The sequence below is a fragment of the Dinghuibacter silviterrae genome, assembly GCF_004366355.1.
Classification (GTDB): domain Bacteria; phylum Bacteroidota; class Bacteroidia; order Chitinophagales; family Chitinophagaceae; genus Dinghuibacter; species Dinghuibacter silviterrae.
The window spans coordinates 1,232,731-1,248,355 of the sequence record NZ_SODV01000001.1 but is presented as its reverse complement, the minus strand read 5'-3'; the positions used below and the strand labels follow the sequence as shown (position 1 = coordinate 1,248,355).

Sequence of the window (15,625 nt, the reverse complement as noted above, 5' to 3'; positions counted from 1 at the left end):
CCCGCGCGGCATGGCCGCTTAGCCCAGGTACTTCGCAACGATCGGCACCCGCCGCCCGATGCCAAAAGCTTTCGGGGATACCCGGATGATCGGACAGAATTGGTTGCGCTTGTATTCGTTGGTATTGACCATTTTCAGCACGCGGGCGACGAGGGCGGCGTCAAAACCCTGACGGGCGAGTTCGGCCGGCCCCTGGCGGCGTTCGATGTATTGGTAGAGCAGCGGGTCGAGGACGGCATATTCCGGAAGGCTGTCGCTGTCCTTTTGACCGGGTCTTAATTCCGCGCTGGGCGCCTTGTCCAGGATATTCCGGGGGATGACCTCCCGGTCCCGGTTGATAAAGCGGGACAGGGCATATACCTGGAGCTTGTAGAGGTCCCCCAGGACGCCCAGCCCCCCCGCCATATCCCCGTACAAGGTCCCGTATCCCGTGGCCAGCTCGCTTTTGTTGGAGGTGTTGAGCATGATATAGCCAAACTTGTTGGCGATCGACATGACGATGTTGCCCCGGGAGCGGCTTTGTATATTCTCCTCGGCCAGGCTGAAAGGCAGGTCCCCGAACAGGGGTTGAAGGGTATGCAGGAATGCTTCGTATACCTCCCGGATCGGTACGATATCATAAGGATTGCCGAGCGTCTCCGACAGGGTTACGGCGTCGGCCACGGAGTGTTCGCTTGAGTACGGCGAGGGCATCAGCACGGCCCGGACATGGGGCGCCCCAAGGGCGTCACAGGCCAGGGCCAGGGTAAGGGCGCTGTCGATACCCCCCGAAGACGCGATGATGGCCTTTGTAAAACCCATTTTCTGGAAATAGTCCCGGATACCCAGGACGAGGGCCTCGTAGATGCGGTCTATGTTCAGCTCCGGCTGCAACACTTCGATGTCCGTCCGCGAGAATTCGCCGGAGGCGGCGGTGACGGCCCGCGGGGCGGTGTGCACGGCGGCCGCGGGGCGCGGAGCCCTAGGCGCGGCTTCCTGCACGGGTCCGCCGGGTGCCGCAGCAGTGGCGCCGGCCGCAGCCGGCGCGGCGGTGGTGCGGGTGGTGTGCGCGGTGCCCGCAGACACGGCCTCCTCGTGGCTCGCTACACGCCCCTGGGCGTCGAGCTCCGCCACGATCATCCCCTCCTCGAAAAAGGGAAGGGCGCGGACGATCCGGCCGGACGCGTCCATGATCATGGAGCCCCCGTCAAAAACGATCTCGGTTTGGGAGCCCACGGCGTTGCAATAAAACATGGGCAGGCCGTACTTGTCCACGTTCGCGCGGACGATGGCGCCTCTTTCCTCCGCGTGCGCATAATCGAAGGGGGAGGCGGACAGGTTGATCATGCAATCCGGGGACTGGGTAATCAGCCGGTCCATCGGACACTGGCGGTACAGCGGGTTGTCGCCCAAATTCCAAATGTCTTCACACACCGTGACGGCCAGGCGATGTCCCTTGAAGGGGACGATATTCCATTCGAAGCTGGGTTCGAAATACCGGTTTTCGTCGAAGATGTCGTACGTGGGCAGGAGTGTTTTGTGACGGATGGCCTTTACTTCTCCTTCGTACAGCAACCAGGCCGCGTTGAAGAGGTCTTTGCCCTCCCGGGCGGGGTTGCGCACCGGGCAGCCCACGAGTACGCCGATGGTGCCGGTGTGTTTCCGGATCTCGTCGATCGCCTGGTCGCACCTTCGGATAAAGTCTTCGAATTCCAGGAAGTCCCTGGGTGGATACCCGCACACACTCAGCTCCGAGAACACCACGAGGTCCGCGCCCCGTGCTTTTGCAGCCTCGATACCTTCGATGATGCGGCGGGTGTTGTGCTCGAAATTCCCGATGTGGTAGTTCTGCTGAGCGAGTGCGATTTTCATGATACAAAGGTACGCCGTTTAGCGCGCTTTGTCGTAAGTTGCGTGCATGAAGCGGACGTTGTATTGTCTCCTCGCACTGGCCACGATTTTGAGCGCCGGTTGTCACAGCGGAGCAAGCGCCCCGGACGTATCCGGTATCAAAGTGACGGTACAGATCAAGCGGTTCGACCAGGACCTGTTTGCCCTCGACTCCAACCACCTGCCACAGGAATGGCCCTCGCTGGTGGCCAAATACCCTGACTTCGGACCTGTTTTCCTGAGGGATGTCCTGGGGCTGCAACAGGCCGCGGACTCACCGGCCGTAGTGTATGCCGAGCTCCGGCATTTCCTGTCCCAGAACCAGGTCCTCAAGGACTCCGTGTTTCAGAAGTACGCCCGCCTAGACGACATCCGCACACGGCTCGAACAGTGCTTCCGCTACGTAAAATACTATTATCCTGATTATACGGTACCCGCGATCATCCCGTTTATCGGCAACTTCGGAGGACGGGAACTATACACACAGGACGGGCTTGCTATCGGGTTGGACTTTTATATGGGGAGCTCTTTTTCCTACTATCAAATACCGGAAGTGCAGGAAGTATATCCCGATTATGTCAGCCGCCGGTTTTCCCCGGAGTACCTCCCCGTAAATTGCATGGCTGCCATTGTTGATGACCTTTACCCGGCAGGGAACGATACGACGAACCTGCTGGCGCAGATCATCGACCGGGGCCGCCGGCTGTATCTCCTGGACAAATTCCTCCCCGGTGTAAACGACACCCTGAAGATTGGATACACCGGCGCTCAATACGCGTGGTGTACACAAAACGAAGGCCTGATCTGGAGTTTCCTTGTACAGCAAAACGTGCTTTATTCCCTGGACCCCGACGTGATCAAAGGGTACATGGGTGACGCACCGTCGACGCAGACGATGCCCGCGCAGTCCCCCGGCAACATTGGTTCGTTCGTGGGGTGGCAGATCGTGCGTAAATATGTTTCTCGTAAAGGGGATCCGGGGCCGAAGGCGCTGATGGGGGTGCCTGTAAAAGACATCCTGGCGGAGGCACAGTACAATCCGAAGTAAGCGCTGAAGCGCGAGGGCGGCTAGTTCATCTTGAACGGCACCATCATTTCAAACACCGGTATGGCAACTTCGAACGTCTCCTTCGAATGCTGGTTTTCCATCTGGTAAGTGCCGTGCATCTTACCCATTTCGGTGCGGAGGTTACAGCCGCTGACGTATTGGTAGCGTTCGCCGGGCTGGAGACCGGGTTGAACACCAACAACGCCTTCGCCTTCTACTTCCCGGTAAGTACCATTGCTGTCGAAGATGTGCCAGTGGCGGCGAAGCAGCTTAATAGGGAAGGAATTGTTGTTCTCGATGGTGATCCTGTAGGCGAACATAAACTCTCCGGCCAGCGGATTGCTGTAGTCGGGCTGGTAGAATGTCTCTACGCTGACTTTAACTCCTTCTGATACGGTCGAGACCATGGGATTTGGACGTTTATACCGAAAATACGATAAAACCGGGCAGATCAGACGTGCATAATGGTGTTTTTGACACGTCATTCACAAAATTCTGTACCCTTTCCCCTTTAACCACTGGATAACTTTAACCCTGTGGTCCCCCTGGACGATAACCTCCCTGTCTTTCACCGATCCACCGGAGCCGCAAAGGTTCTTGATCAATTTGCCCAGGGCTTCCAGGTCTTCGGGTTTACCAATGAAACCGGTCACAAGGGTAACCGCCTTGCCGGCCCTGTGTTTGGTATCGAGTGTCACCTTCAGGCGCTGCTGCGCTGGCGCCAGGGTTTCTTCCGGTTCCGGCTCCGGTTCGGGCCGGAAATTGGGATCCGTGGAGTACACGAGGCCGTCGGAAAGGGGGAATTTCTTTTTTGACATAACAAGAATTTAGCGGTGTGCCCCGGGGTGTGCCCCGGGCTCATCGATAACAGCCTTCAGGCTGAGATCCAAACTGCGCGCCTGGTTTATGACGGCTCCGACACTGACGAAGTCCACGCCGGTAGCCGCGTACCGGGTGATGTTGTCGAGGTTTATGCCGCCGCTGGCCTCCGTCTCCACCCGCCGGCCGATCAGGTCCAGGGCTTCGGCCACCCCCTCCGGGGTAAAATTGTCCAGCATGATGCGGTCTACCTTCCCGGTCTCCAATGCGGCGGCTACGTCTTCCAGGTTTCTTGTTTCCACTACGATTTTCAAACCCAGCCGGTGCTCCCGGACGTACTGCCACGCCTTGTCGACGGCCTTGTGCAGCCCCCCGCAATAGTCGATATGGTTGTCCTTGAGCATGATCATGTCGTACAACCCCATCCGGTAGTTTACCCCACCCCCGATACGGACCGCCTCTTTTTCCAGTAACCGGAAATTGGGCGTGGTCTTGCGGGTATCCAACAAACGCGTATGGTATCCCTCCAGCAGCCGTGTATAGGACCGGGTGAGGGTCGCGATCCCGCTCATGCGCTGCATGCAGTTCAGCACCAGCCTTTCCCCCTGAAGAATGGTATGGACCCGGGCTTCCAGGTCGAATGCAATATCACCGGGAGCGATGGGTGTTCCGTCTTGTAAAAAAGGAGTGATATGGCAATCGGGTTCCAGGTGCTTGAAGACGCGGGTGGCCACTTCCATGCCGGCCAGGATACCCCTGTCCTTGATCTTGAGGGTGGCCCTGCCGACGGCATGGGCGGGGATGCAACCCAGGGTGGAATAGTCACCTGGGCCAATGTCTTCCTGAAGGGCGCGTTCTATGAGGAGTTCCAGGGGGTCGATGTCCTTGTGCATGGCGCAAAGATACGCGCCTTATCGTGCAGCGAGATTGATTTCCTTGATCAGGGTCTGTTCTCCTTCCTGGCGGATAAACAAAGTCGTGCGGAAATCGCCGCCCCTGGTTTGGAGGGTGCCGATGCAATAGCTGGGGTTTTCTGTTTCCCCCTTGACCTGGACGTTGAAGCCCTTGACCTTGTAGGTATCGAAAAAGTCCCTCAAGACCATTTTCGCCTGGCTTTTGCTGTAGGAGCCCACACGCTTGTCGGGAAGGGTCAGGTCCACATAGCTGTCAAAATACCGGGACAGCTCTTCGGCATTACCGGATTGCAACGCGTTGACCACCCCCCCGAGACGGTCGGGGGAATCCACTACAGCCGGACTGCTGCCGCCCAGGGCCGGAAAGCCCCGGTGCGCCCCCGCCGCGGTAAAGGTGATCAATATGGCCGCGGCGCCCCAAACGAGAAAAGACCTCGATAATTTAGCGCTTATGTTGCCAGACGTTTGCATTCACTCCGAGACGCGCGAAAAGTGTGCCAAGGTTTGTGCCGTTTTTTGGTGTAGGTTTACACCCCATGAGCAAAGCACGAGTTATTCTGATCATTATGGACGGTTGGGGCCTGGGACAAAAGCCCACCGCAGACGCCATCCGGCACGCCAAAACACCTTTTGTATCTTCTCTTTACGGAAAATACCCGAACAGTACCCTGGTCACCTGCGGGGAAGCCGTCGGTTTGCCCGACGGTCAGATGGGGAACAGCGAAGTGGGTCACCTGAACCTGGGGGCCGGCCGCATTGTTTACCAGGAGTTGCAACGCATCAACGTCGCAATACGGGAAGGCTCCTTTCAGAAAAACCCGGCCCTTCTGGCGTCGATCCGGTACGCCAAGGAAAATCATAAACCGCTGCATATCATGGGCTTACTCAGTGACGGCGGGGTTCACTCCCATATCAACCACCTTAAGGCCATCACCAGCCTTTGCCAGTCGGAAGGTTTGAACGAGGTCTTTATACACGCTTTTACCGATGGACGGGACACCGATCCCAAGGGCGGTCTGGGGTACGTAGCCGACCTTCAGGCGCACCTCGCCAAAACCACCGGTAAGATCGCGACCATCACCGGGCGTTACTACGCCATGGACCGGGACAAACGCTGGGAACGGGTAAAACTCGCCTACGACGCCCTGGTTAAAGCCGAGGGTACCCATGCGACCGATCCCATGGCCGCCGTGCAGGCTTCTTATGAGGCCGGAGTCACCGATGAATTTATAAAGCCCATCGTCCTGACCGAAAAGGGGGCGCCGCTAACCACGATAAAGGACGGAGACGCCGTTCTGTGCTTCAACTTTAGGACCGACCGCTGCCGGGAGATCACCCAGGTGCTTACCCAGCAGGACTTCCCGGAGCAAGGCATGCATCACCTGGCCTTGCATTATACCACCATGACCGAGTACGACAAAACCTTCAAGGGTGTACATGTGGTCTTTGAAACAGACAACCTGACCAATACGCTGGGCGAGGTCCTTGCTGCCGCCGGGCTGAAACAAATCCGAATCGCCGAGACCGAAAAATACCCCCACGTCACCTTCTTCTTTAGTGGTACCCGCGAAGCCGAGTTTGAAGGGGAACAAAGAATCATCATCCCCTCTCCGAAAGTGGCTACCTACGACCTCCAACCCGAAATGAGCGCTCCCGAGGTGACCAGGGCGATCGTCGCAGAAATAGAAGCCGAAAGCGCTGACTTTATCGTCCTCAACTTCGCCAATGCGGACATGGTTGGCCACACCGGTGTTTGGGAAGCCGCCATCAAAGCCGTAGAAACCGTCGATCAATCGGTCGAACAGGTGGTCAAGGCCGGGCTCGCCCATGGTTACTCCATTTTCCTTACCGCCGATCACGGCAATGCCGACTTTATGGTCAATGACGACGGCAGCCCGAACACGGCCCATACGCTCAACCTCGTTCCCCTGTTTTTTATAGACAAAACGGCCAAATACGACCTGAAGAGCGGCAAATTGGGCGATATAGCCCCCAGCATTTTGCACGTCCTGGGTCTGCCGGTCCCCCCGGAAATGACGGGCGAGGTTCTTCTGAACTGACCGTTCGGCCCGTTTTATCCGTAAAAAAAGGGAGGCGAACGCAGCAAATAAGTGCCAATATTTGTCTATATTTCGGGTAATTAAACCTACCTGCATGACGGAAGACGTCCTCTTGCAAGGTTGTCTGCATAAAGATGCAGCTGCCCAGCAGGAATTTTACAATCGCTACAGTCCTAAAATGCTGTCGGTTTGTTATCGCTTTGCCAAGAACCGGGAAGATGCAGAAGACATGTTGCAGGAGGGGTTTATCCGGATCTTTTCGCAAATTCATCAGTTTCAGCACAAAGGGGCCCTTGAAGGGTGGATAAGGAAAATCATCGTCCATACCTGTATCAACCTCCTCAAAAAGAACAAGAAGTTCAGTGAGAATGTCGACATACAGTATGCACAACACCTGTCTGTGAGAGAAGAAGCGGTCCCGGCGGTCATTCAGGCCAAACAGGTCATTGAGTGTATCCGCATGCTGCCGATAGGATATCGTACGGTATTAAACCTGTTCGCCATAGAAGGCTACAACCATAAAGAGATTGCAGAGATGCTGGACATTGAAGAGAGCACCAGCCGGTCGCAATATACCAGGGCCAAGGCCATGCTGGAAGACATCCTCATCCGAAAAAGGATTATCCTGGCACCCCCTGAAAAATCTGACAAGAGTGAGAAAACCGATAAGAGGCTGACTGCACAATAATATAACCCGAGCCGTTTCACCAACATCGAACACCCATTACAACAATGGAAAAGGATTTCTCAAAAGGCCATTTTGAACAACTGCTTACGGAGAAAACGGGTGAGTACAAAATGTACCCGACGGAAAGGGTATGGAATAGTATTTACCACCGTTTACACACCCGCAGGAAGTGGCGTTTCATCGGAGGAGGCACTTTTGCATTGATGATTTTGGCCGCTGTTTTCGTCCTGATGCAGGACAATCCGCATCCGCCTTCGAAAGTATACGCCGTCCACCATCCATCGAAAACCAACGGTCCGTTAACGGGCCGGTCTACTTCCCCCGTGGCCTCTTTGACCAATACCTCTGCTGCACGCGCCTGGAAATCCCGTTCACTCACGGGAAACACCTACTTGTCGGCCGGCGACTACTTGTTGCAAAGCCCTGCCTGGATGACCGCCGGTTCGGCGCGGTCACCCTTTGGACTGCTGGCGCAAACCGCAGGAACCGAAATCCCGGCACCCGCTCCGGAGAAATCTGTACCCTTGTCCGTGGAACCGCCGGCCCCCGGCCCCGGCGCCCCTCCCGGTCCCGACAATGCCCTTTCCCACATGATCGCCAACGAGCCGTTGAGGGCCGGGGCGCTCATTGCCGACAAAGCATCGGCCGTTTCTTCCAGTCCCCTGAAAATCATCAAGGCCCCCTCCCGGTACAGCTGGCTGTTCCATTTCGAACCGTCGATCAGCTTCCGTGTGCTGAAAAGCCGGTCGGCCATCACCACGACGTCCAACCTCGGCTTTATCGTTGTCGATAACAACGGGTACGACATCAACCACCTCGTAGATCAGAGAGCATCCGTAGGGTTCGAGGCAGGCGCCGACCTTCTCTATTCGCTGACCAGCCGTCTCCGTTTAAAGGCCGGGCTGCAATTCAATTACAGTCGTTACACTGCCAAAGCCATCAGCACCCCGCCCCAGGATGTCAACGTGGGTCTCGGCGGCTCCGGCACCGGCGGCATCCCGCCCCGGTCGGTTTCCCAGACCTCTACCTTTAGCAACGGCCTGGGACAGCCCGACCAAGCCGCCACATGGATCCCCAACCAGCGTGTGGAACTATCCATCCCCATAGGCGCCGAATACCGGCTACTCCGCAACCGCTCCTTCAGTTGGAACGTCGCCGGGACCTTTCAGCCCAGCTATATCCTCAACTCCAAATCTTTTATTTTGTCGGAGGACTACGAGCACTATGTGCAGTACCCGAACCTGATGCGCCCCTGGAACATAAACCTCGGTCTGGAGACCTTCCTGCGTTTTGACAAAGGTCCCATCGAGTTACAGATCGGTCCCCAGTTCCGCTATCAACTGCTGCCGAGCTTTATCAGCAGCTACCCCATCAGCGAGCACCTCTACGACATCGGCTTTAAGATCGGGATCGTCCGGAACATCCGGTAATCCAACGCCGCCCCTTACCTTTGCAGGATGAAGCTACGCGTCCTGATCGTTGTTTGCGTCCTGTTGGGCGCCTGTCAAAACCGTACGGGTTCCGCGGTCCCCACGGGCACGGATACCGTTTCTTTTCCCAACGTCCAACTTTTCCTGGAGAACCAGTTTAAGGAGATAGACTCCCTGGGTGTAACGCTGATGGCGTATAAGCTCCACGACACCACCCCCATCGGGGTCGCTGAAGCCCGGCAGATGATCGCGGTCTTCCTGAACACCCAGGATGCATCCGGCCAATATACACGCGCTGTCTTCCCCGACAGTGTCCACCACCGTACGATCATCTCCTTCGAGGCCGACAGCGTCCCGCTCAACCGGGTTGATGTTTTCCTTGACTCCGGCACAAACATCATCCGCCAGCTCTATCTACAGCATACCCGGCAAAGCGGCGACTCCAGCATCCGCCAGCAACTCATTTGGAAAACCGGTCAGGAATTTACCCTGATCACCACCGTGGACAAAGACCAAAACACCGCCGACTTCCACAAGCAGCGCGTGGTTTGGAAGCGCCCCTAACCTCTACCCATGACCGCCGACACCTTTCAGAAAATAGCCCCCACCATCCCCCTGGCGCCCGGTATCTACAAATACTTCGACGCAGGAGGACAACTATTGTATGTCGGCAAGGCCAAGAGCCTGCGCAAACGCGTCAGCTCCTACTTTATAAAGACACTCACCAGCTATAAAACCTACGAGCTCGTCCAGCGTATAGAACGCATCGAGTTCACCATCGTCGACTCCGAACAGGACGCCTTCCTTCTGGAAAACGCCCTGATCAAACAGTTCAAGCCCAAGTACAACATCAACCTCAAGGACGACAAGACCTATCCCTATATCATTTTTAAAAACGAGCACTTTCCCCGTGTCTTTCTCACCCGCCGGAAGATCGCCGATGGCTCGGAATACCTCGGTCCTTTTACGTCGGTGGGCAAAGTCAGGGAACTGATCGAATTTATCCGCCTCAACGTTCCCCTCAGAACCTGCAAGCTCAACCTGACCCCGCAAAACATCGAAAAAGGGAAGTTCAAGGTCTGCCTGGAGTATCACTTAGGCAACTGCAAGGGCCCCTGCGAGGGGCTCCAAAACCCCGAAGACTATGCCGAAGGGCTCCGGCAAGCCCGGAACCTCCTCAAAGGCAACCTTACCCCTGTCGTTCAATATTTCCGGAAGGAAATGCAGACCCAGGCCGAAGCCCTTCGCTTCGAACAAGCCGAGTCCACCCGTAAGAAACTCGAACACCTCCTGCAATACCAGGCCAAATCCACCATCGTCAACGAAAGGATGGGGGACGCCGACGTTTTCAGTATCCTCAAGGAAGGCAACCAGGCCTACGTCAACTACCTCATGGTCCGCGGCGGCACCATTATCCAAACCCAAACGAGCACTTTCGAGACCCCACTGGAGGAAGACCAAAGCGAGGTTCTTTCCTACGCCGTTCCCCGTATGCGCGACGACTTCGCCAGTGACGCCCCCGAGGTCATTGTGCCCTGTGCCCTCGACTGGGCACCCGAAGGCGTCACCATCACCCTCCCCAAGGCCGGGGACAAGAAAAAGCTCCTCGACCTCTCCGAAAAAAACGTCAACTATTTCCGGGAAGAGCTCCAAAAGAAAAAGATGCTCCACCTCGAAGACAAGACCGATACCGAAAAACGCGAAGTTCTCTACCAGCTCCAGGAAGACCTCCACCTCCCCGCGCTGCCCGATCACATCGAGTGCTTCGACAACTCCAATTTCCAGGGGAGCTTCCCGGTTTCCGCCATGGTTTGTTTTAAAAACGGGGTCGCCTCCAAAAAGGACTACCGCCATTTCAACGTCAAAACCGTTACCGGCATCAACGACTTTGCCACCATGAAAGAAGTCGTCCATCGCCGGTACGCCCGTCTTACCCGCGAGGAACAACCCCTTCCCCAACTCGTCATCATCGACGGCGGCAAAGGGCAGCTCGGAGCGGCCATGGAGGCCATCCGGGAGCTCGACCTCGTCGGCAAAATGACCCTCGTGGGGCTGGCCAAAAACGAAGAGGAGCTCTTCTTTCCCGGGGACACCGAGTCCCTCAAACTCCCCTGGGACAGCGAAAGCCTGCGCCTCATCCGGCGGATCCGGGACGAGGTCCACCGCTTCGGCATCACTTTCCACCGGGACCAACGAAGCAAAGGGGTGTTCAAATCCGAGCTCGATGGGATCAAAGGGGTCGGGAAGGCAACGGTCGATCTGTTGCTCAAGACCTATAAGTCCGTGAAAAAAGTTGGTTCCGCCCCCGAGGGCGACCTCGCCTCCCTGATCGGGCCTGCCAAAGCCGCGATCGTTTACCGGCATTTTCACCCCTCTGACGAATAGGTTCTCCCCCCCGGCGGGGTATAGGAGGGGTGTGGGTCGCACTATCGATGTGCAGCCTCATGGCGTTTTTCTTCTCATTGCGGGCTTGGGGGCTGCGCAAAAGATAGTGCGACCCACACCCCTCCTATACCCCGCCTGGCAGGCTTAAACCTCTATCAGGGCGGGCCCAAAGCCCCTGGTCGGCCCAATTTCCCCCCCTCCCAGGGCGAATCCCACCCCCACTAGATAACAAAAGCGCCCCCAACACCCCCCAAAACACAAAGGGCCGCCCACCAGGCCGCCCTCACAACAATTAGGTAGGCACCCTACCCAATGTTAATTCTTCTAAATCTTTATCATCTCCAGATTATCAACCCTTTTCGCCTCAGCCCCCCCTGTATTCCGGCCGCCCGCAGGGCCGGCCGCTGCCACACCCCAAGCACTCTTTCTTCGCTCTGGACGGGGATAACACGCCGGCCTCCCAGTCCCGGTATGTGGGGGCCCCGTCCAGTCATTGTAGATTTTTTTTGCCCCCAAAAAGAGGTTAAGTTCTACAACCTCTTTTTGGGGGCAAAAAAAATGGGGCCCGGATAGACATCCAGCCCCGTCTTTAAAATCCAATATCCTATGAAAAACCATAACAAAGATAATCTATATGTTTGACCGTTCAATACCTCAAACAGGGTATTTTTTATGATTGCGAATTTTTAACAAAAAAGCCAGGGGACAGGATTCCCTCATATTTCAGAGGGTAGACGATGAAGGGAAATTACCCCTACAAAAACGTCCTACAGCCCCGTAATTTTACGGTCAATGCGCTACAGACCATTTTTCCTATGGAAAAATGAATTCGGGCGAAAAATGTTTTGGAAAGTGATTAGATTATAAAAAAACGCTATGCGAAACGCATAAATATAAGCCGCCCTGAGGTGGGCGGCTTATATTTTGTAGAAAACCTTAGTACGACCAGAGGTCCTGTTCGTAATTGAATATCTTTTCCTTTGTCCGGTCGGATTCCAGGAGACGCAGGATGGGATCTTTGACATACTGGGAGATCGAACGGTCGAACGGATTGTCGATGGTCGACTTCACGACGTATCCACTGAACATCCGGTTTTCGAACAGCTCCTCCCAGGTCATCCGGGACCCGAAGTTATGGCCGTTATACGCTTCGTATTTGGCCAGGACGGGGCGCAGGTCAGGGTAGTAGACCCAGAACAGGGGGGTTTCCCCGAGTTCGGTTCCGTCTTCCCTGCGGATGATTTTCAGGGGGGCTATCCCCAGGATCCGGCAGAACATACGGGACGACTGTTTGTCGAACACCCATTCTTCCTTGACCTGGTATTTGATGATGTCATCGGGGTTAAAGTCGTTGGTGATGACCGTATCCTTCCTTTTGAGACCGGTCTGGGGATCGATCAGGGGAACGGTATCGGCCTTGCCCACCAGCTCTTCGGCGATCTTGTCGGTGGTGATGGGGGTAGTGAACCGGTCATCCAGCGGATCGAAAGCCGTGACGCTGCTGTCCCGGATGGCGTTGATAAGGATGGCGATAAACCGCTGATCCCCATTGTCTTCCTGTGCTTTATAGCGGAAAGGCAGGTTGATCTTCTGGCGGGTATCGATCTCCTCCCACACGCGTTGGCGGTAGACGGCGTCGTCCTCCCGGATGTGCTGGTACGGCAGGGGTACCCGGTCTTTCACCAGGTTGCGCTCAACCGCACCGTCATTACGCAGGGAACGACGGATGGTATCCCCGATGACGGGCAGTTCGTGCTTGGCCGGGGCCACTGCTACGGCCGTCGTATCCACCGCCTTTACCTGAGCGGCTGTAGTGACAGGCGGCTTTTTCTTTCTAACCGGCTTTCTCTTCGGTTTCGGTTTAGTAGTCTGGGCGGTTGCCACCTGGGGGATGATCACCTCGGCGGTGACGGACCCAAGCAACAGGCCAACCAACAAACATTTTGCCCACATCTTCATATAAATCAGTTTATTAATACAGTAAGAAGCTTACGCTCTTCAATTTCCGGGTCCTGCCATCCGGTCCTTTGGCGTGAATATCCTCGAAGGAGACAGCCGTACCGGGTTTACACTTGCTGACCAGGTTCATGACCGGTGTGAACGAGAACGAATTGGACGTCCCCTGTTGCAGACCGTTGAAATCTCCCCCCTGGCAGTACATCGTAAAGCTGGTGACTTCAAAACGGATCCCGCTTACGAAGTCGAAGTTTTCGAGCACGGCCCGGAGACCACCGTTGGCGCGGAACTCAGCAGCGCGCATACGGCCGCCGGAGTTAGTGCCTACGTAGGCCGTCGGATTGGGCAGGTCCTTTACCTGGAAGGATTCGCTACCCAGGTTGGACGTGGAACCGTCCGGGCGGTGAGCCGTGACCGTTACCCGGTCTTCGGAACCCTCGCCGGGTTTCAGCATATATTTCCCGGCCCCGATCTTGGTACAAGGCCCATTGGAAGCCGATACACTCAACCCTTCGGCGCCTACACCGCCCCCGGATACGGAGATCGGGTTGTCGATGCCGCGGAACAGCACCTTGGTGAGGTCGGCGGACACGGCAAACGTGGAGGAACCAACGTTATACGTAATGTCTTCGTCCTTTTCCAGGTAGGTATTGTCGGGTTTACGCATCCGGATGTGCACGTGCAGGGTGTGGGAACCGGAACCGGAAGCGGTGGCCGAATAAACCCCTTTACCATTTGCCACGGACAGGGGAGCACCGTCTACCGTAATTTCAGGATTCACTGCGCTGCTGAAAGCACCTACCCCGATCGTAGCCTGGAACTGTTGACCGTTCATCAGGTAGAGGGAGTTGGCGGATACGTAAGGCTCGAATTGGTCCAGCTTAATATCTAACGCATTTATCTGGGACAAATTGTCCTCAACGATCGATGCGGAGGATGCTTTTACGTCATTTTTAAACTTGTCCAGGATGGTGACGGCAGCAACGGCCGGTACCATGCGGAAGTGAGCGCCGACCCAATCCCTGTTCCCTTTGTTCTCTACCTTGGGGGTATCGAGTTTCAGGGGGAGGGTCTCTTCGAGAACGCTTTTCCGGCCGTTGGGGGCCAGTTCCAGCAACTCGTTCCTCCAGGCCAGGATGGAATCCCGCAGGGCTATACCCTTTTTCTGGTTGTCCATGATGCGGGTAGGACCGTCCATATAGTCGTCCTTGTACTCCTCGCCATCCGGGGCCTTGCCACCGGATGCCATCTTAATCTGCAATTTCAGGTTCTCGATAAAGGAAGAAGCACGCTTCTCGATCTCCACTGCCGCCAAGGCATTCATCTTGAAGGGCAGGACTTTTGCTTCGCCCTGGTCCTTAATGGCCTTGTCGAAGGCGGTGAGCTCGCTCTTGCTCTTGTTATCGATCAGGTTGTTGGAGCGGTTGATGCTACCGTCCACCGTTTTAAAGGCATTCAATATTTCAGCAGATACATTTATTGCCAACAACGCGGTCAGCACTAAATACATCATGTTAATCATCTTTTGCCTGGGCTCTTTTGGTAAGGCCATGACTATTCAGGATTTAAAGACTCGTGAGTGAATTTGGATTTCAAAGGATATAGTCAAACCTAGCGGCCGTGCATGGCATTGATCATGTTCCCATAGATCTGGTTCAACGTCGACAGGTTGTGCGACAGGTTGGAGATCTGGGTAGTGACCTTCTTGGCCTCTTCTACGCTGCCTTCCATGCCTTGGGATGCCTTGACCAGGTTGCCGTAGAAAGCGTTCATGGCTTTCAGGTGGTTGTTGGTATCCTGGAGTTCCAGTTCGTAGATCGTATTCAGCGAGGAGAGGTTCTTCGTCAGGTGTTGTACTTGTATGTGGAAATCCTTCGTGCTTTCGGAAGCGCTGTTGAAGTACCCAACCGAAGTAGCAGCGTTGGAATAAGCTTCTTTCAGGGTCACCAGCGACTGGGCGGCTTCACGGGTCCGGGCGGTGTAGTCACCGGTAGCGGCAACGACGTCCCCGATGTCACCCATCTTGGTAACGGTCGTGTTGAGTTTGGAGAAGTTTTCGCTCAGACGGCCCAGGTTGGCGGGCGTGATGTCGGCCTTGGCCAGCATGTCGTCCAGTTTGTCCAGTGCGGCATTACCGCTGGAGGAGGCGCCGGCCATGCTCAGGGGCGTGATCGAGAACTTACCGGTGCGGCGTTCTTCCACATCGGGGTGCTCGGTAATGTTGGGGAAAAAGCGTTCCCAATAGTATTCTTCATGCGCGGGCACGAGGAAGGCCATGAGCAGGAACACGATGATCTCCGCAACGAGACCGCAAATGATCATGATATCCGCTGCAGGCCAGTGTTCGATTTTAAACAATGCCCCGGCAATAACGATCGCAGCGAAAAAGCTGAACAAAAAATTCATGACGGACTGGCCGCGCTTGGTCTTGAAGAATAACATAGTTAATCTGTTTA

General features: G+C 55.7%; 14 protein-coding genes. 6 read left to right on the top strand and 8 right to left on the bottom strand.

Features of this window, described 5'->3' with window-relative positions; all coding sequences use genetic code 11:
* Window positions 1–18: 18 nt before the first annotated feature.
* Window positions 19–1,851 carry an NAD+ synthase gene (locus tag EDB95_RS05535; protein ID WP_133991384.1) on the bottom strand — a complete coding sequence of 611 codons (1,833 nt, stop codon included), beginning with the start codon at window positions 1,849–1,851 and terminating at the stop codon, window positions 19–21.
* Window positions 1,852–1,897: 46 nt separating this feature from the next.
* Here EDB95_RS05535 and gldB point away from each other — a divergent pair, with 46 nt between their 5' ends.
* Window positions 1,898–2,917 carry a gliding motility lipoprotein GldB gene (gldB, locus tag EDB95_RS05530; RefSeq protein WP_133991382.1) on the top strand — a complete coding sequence of 340 codons (1,020 nt, stop codon included), beginning with the start codon at window positions 1,898–1,900 and terminating at the stop codon, window positions 2,915–2,917.
* A 20-nt stretch (window positions 2,918–2,937) separates the two neighbouring features.
* Here gldB and apaG read toward each other — a convergent pair whose 3' ends face one another.
* The 4 genes from apaG to EDB95_RS05510 all read right to left on the bottom strand — a co-directional run bounded on the left by apaG (window position 2,938) and on the right by EDB95_RS05510 (window position 5,121).
* Window positions 2,938–3,324 (bottom strand): Co2+/Mg2+ efflux protein ApaG, encoded by a 387-nt coding sequence (gene apaG / locus EDB95_RS05525; RefSeq protein ID WP_133991380.1) that lies wholly within the window; start codon window positions 3,322–3,324, stop codon window positions 2,938–2,940.
* Window positions 3,325–3,402: 78 nt separating this feature from the next.
* Window positions 3,403–3,735 (bottom strand): translation initiation factor, encoded by a 333-nt coding sequence (locus tag EDB95_RS05520; RefSeq protein ID WP_133991378.1) that lies wholly within the window; start codon window positions 3,733–3,735, stop codon window positions 3,403–3,405.
* Between the two features lie 9 nt (window positions 3,736–3,744).
* On the bottom strand, window positions 3,745–4,629 hold the full coding sequence (gene nadC, locus EDB95_RS05515) for a carboxylating nicotinate-nucleotide diphosphorylase (RefSeq protein ID WP_133991376.1): 885 nt from the start codon (window positions 4,627–4,629) through the stop codon (window positions 3,745–3,747).
* An 18-nt stretch (window positions 4,630–4,647) separates the two neighbouring features.
* On the bottom strand, window positions 4,648–5,121 hold the full coding sequence (locus EDB95_RS05510) for a DUF4783 domain-containing protein (protein ID WP_133991374.1): 474 nt from the start codon (window positions 5,119–5,121) through the stop codon (window positions 4,648–4,650).
* Window positions 5,122–5,186: 65 nt separating this feature from the next.
* On the opposite strand from EDB95_RS05510, the gene gpmI reads away from it, so the two are divergent.
* From gpmI to uvrC, 5 genes are all read left to right on the top strand, one after another.
* A complete protein-coding gene (gene gpmI / locus EDB95_RS05505; RefSeq protein ID WP_133991372.1) occupies window positions 5,187–6,710 on the top strand; it encodes a 2,3-bisphosphoglycerate-independent phosphoglycerate mutase in 1,524 nt (507 codons plus the stop codon).
* Between the two features lie 94 nt (window positions 6,711–6,804).
* Window positions 6,805–7,398: an RNA polymerase sigma factor gene (locus EDB95_RS05500; RefSeq protein ID WP_133991370.1), complete on the top strand. Its 594-nt coding sequence runs from the start codon at window positions 6,805–6,807 to the stop codon at window positions 7,396–7,398.
* 44 nt (window positions 7,399–7,442) lie between these two features.
* The gene (locus tag EDB95_RS05495) at window positions 7,443–8,828 is read left to right on the top strand and encodes an outer membrane beta-barrel protein (RefSeq protein ID WP_133991368.1); all 1,386 of its coding nucleotides are present in this window, start codon (window positions 7,443–7,445) and stop codon (window positions 8,826–8,828) included.
* A gap of 27 nt (window positions 8,829–8,855) precedes the next feature.
* Window positions 8,856–9,392 carry a hypothetical protein gene (locus EDB95_RS05490; protein WP_133991366.1) on the top strand — a complete coding sequence of 179 codons (537 nt, stop codon included), beginning with the start codon at window positions 8,856–8,858 and terminating at the stop codon, window positions 9,390–9,392.
* A gap of 9 nt (window positions 9,393–9,401) precedes the next feature.
* Complete coding sequence (uvrC, locus tag EDB95_RS05485; RefSeq protein ID WP_133991364.1) at window positions 9,402–11,213, top strand: excinuclease ABC subunit UvrC; 1,812 nt, start codon at window positions 9,402–9,404, stop codon at window positions 11,211–11,213.
* Between the two features lie 936 nt (window positions 11,214–12,149).
* On the opposite strand, the gene porN is transcribed toward uvrC, so the two are convergent.
* The 3 genes from porN to porL are packed head-to-tail and all read right to left on the bottom strand — an operon-like array spanning window position 12,150 to window position 15,611.
* A complete protein-coding gene (gene porN, locus EDB95_RS05480; protein ID WP_133991362.1) occupies window positions 12,150–13,172 on the bottom strand; it encodes a type IX secretion system ring subunit PorN/GldN in 1,023 nt (340 codons plus the stop codon).
* Window positions 13,173–13,185: 13 nt separating this feature from the next.
* A complete protein-coding gene (porM, locus tag EDB95_RS05475; RefSeq protein ID WP_133991360.1) occupies window positions 13,186–14,721 on the bottom strand; it encodes a type IX secretion system motor protein PorM/GldM in 1,536 nt (511 codons plus the stop codon).
* A gap of 59 nt (window positions 14,722–14,780) precedes the next feature.
* Window positions 14,781–15,611: a type IX secretion system motor protein PorL/GldL gene (gene porL, locus EDB95_RS05470; RefSeq protein WP_246073528.1), complete on the bottom strand. Its 831-nt coding sequence runs from the start codon at window positions 15,609–15,611 to the stop codon at window positions 14,781–14,783.
* Between the last annotated feature and the right edge of the window lie 14 nt (window positions 15,612–15,625).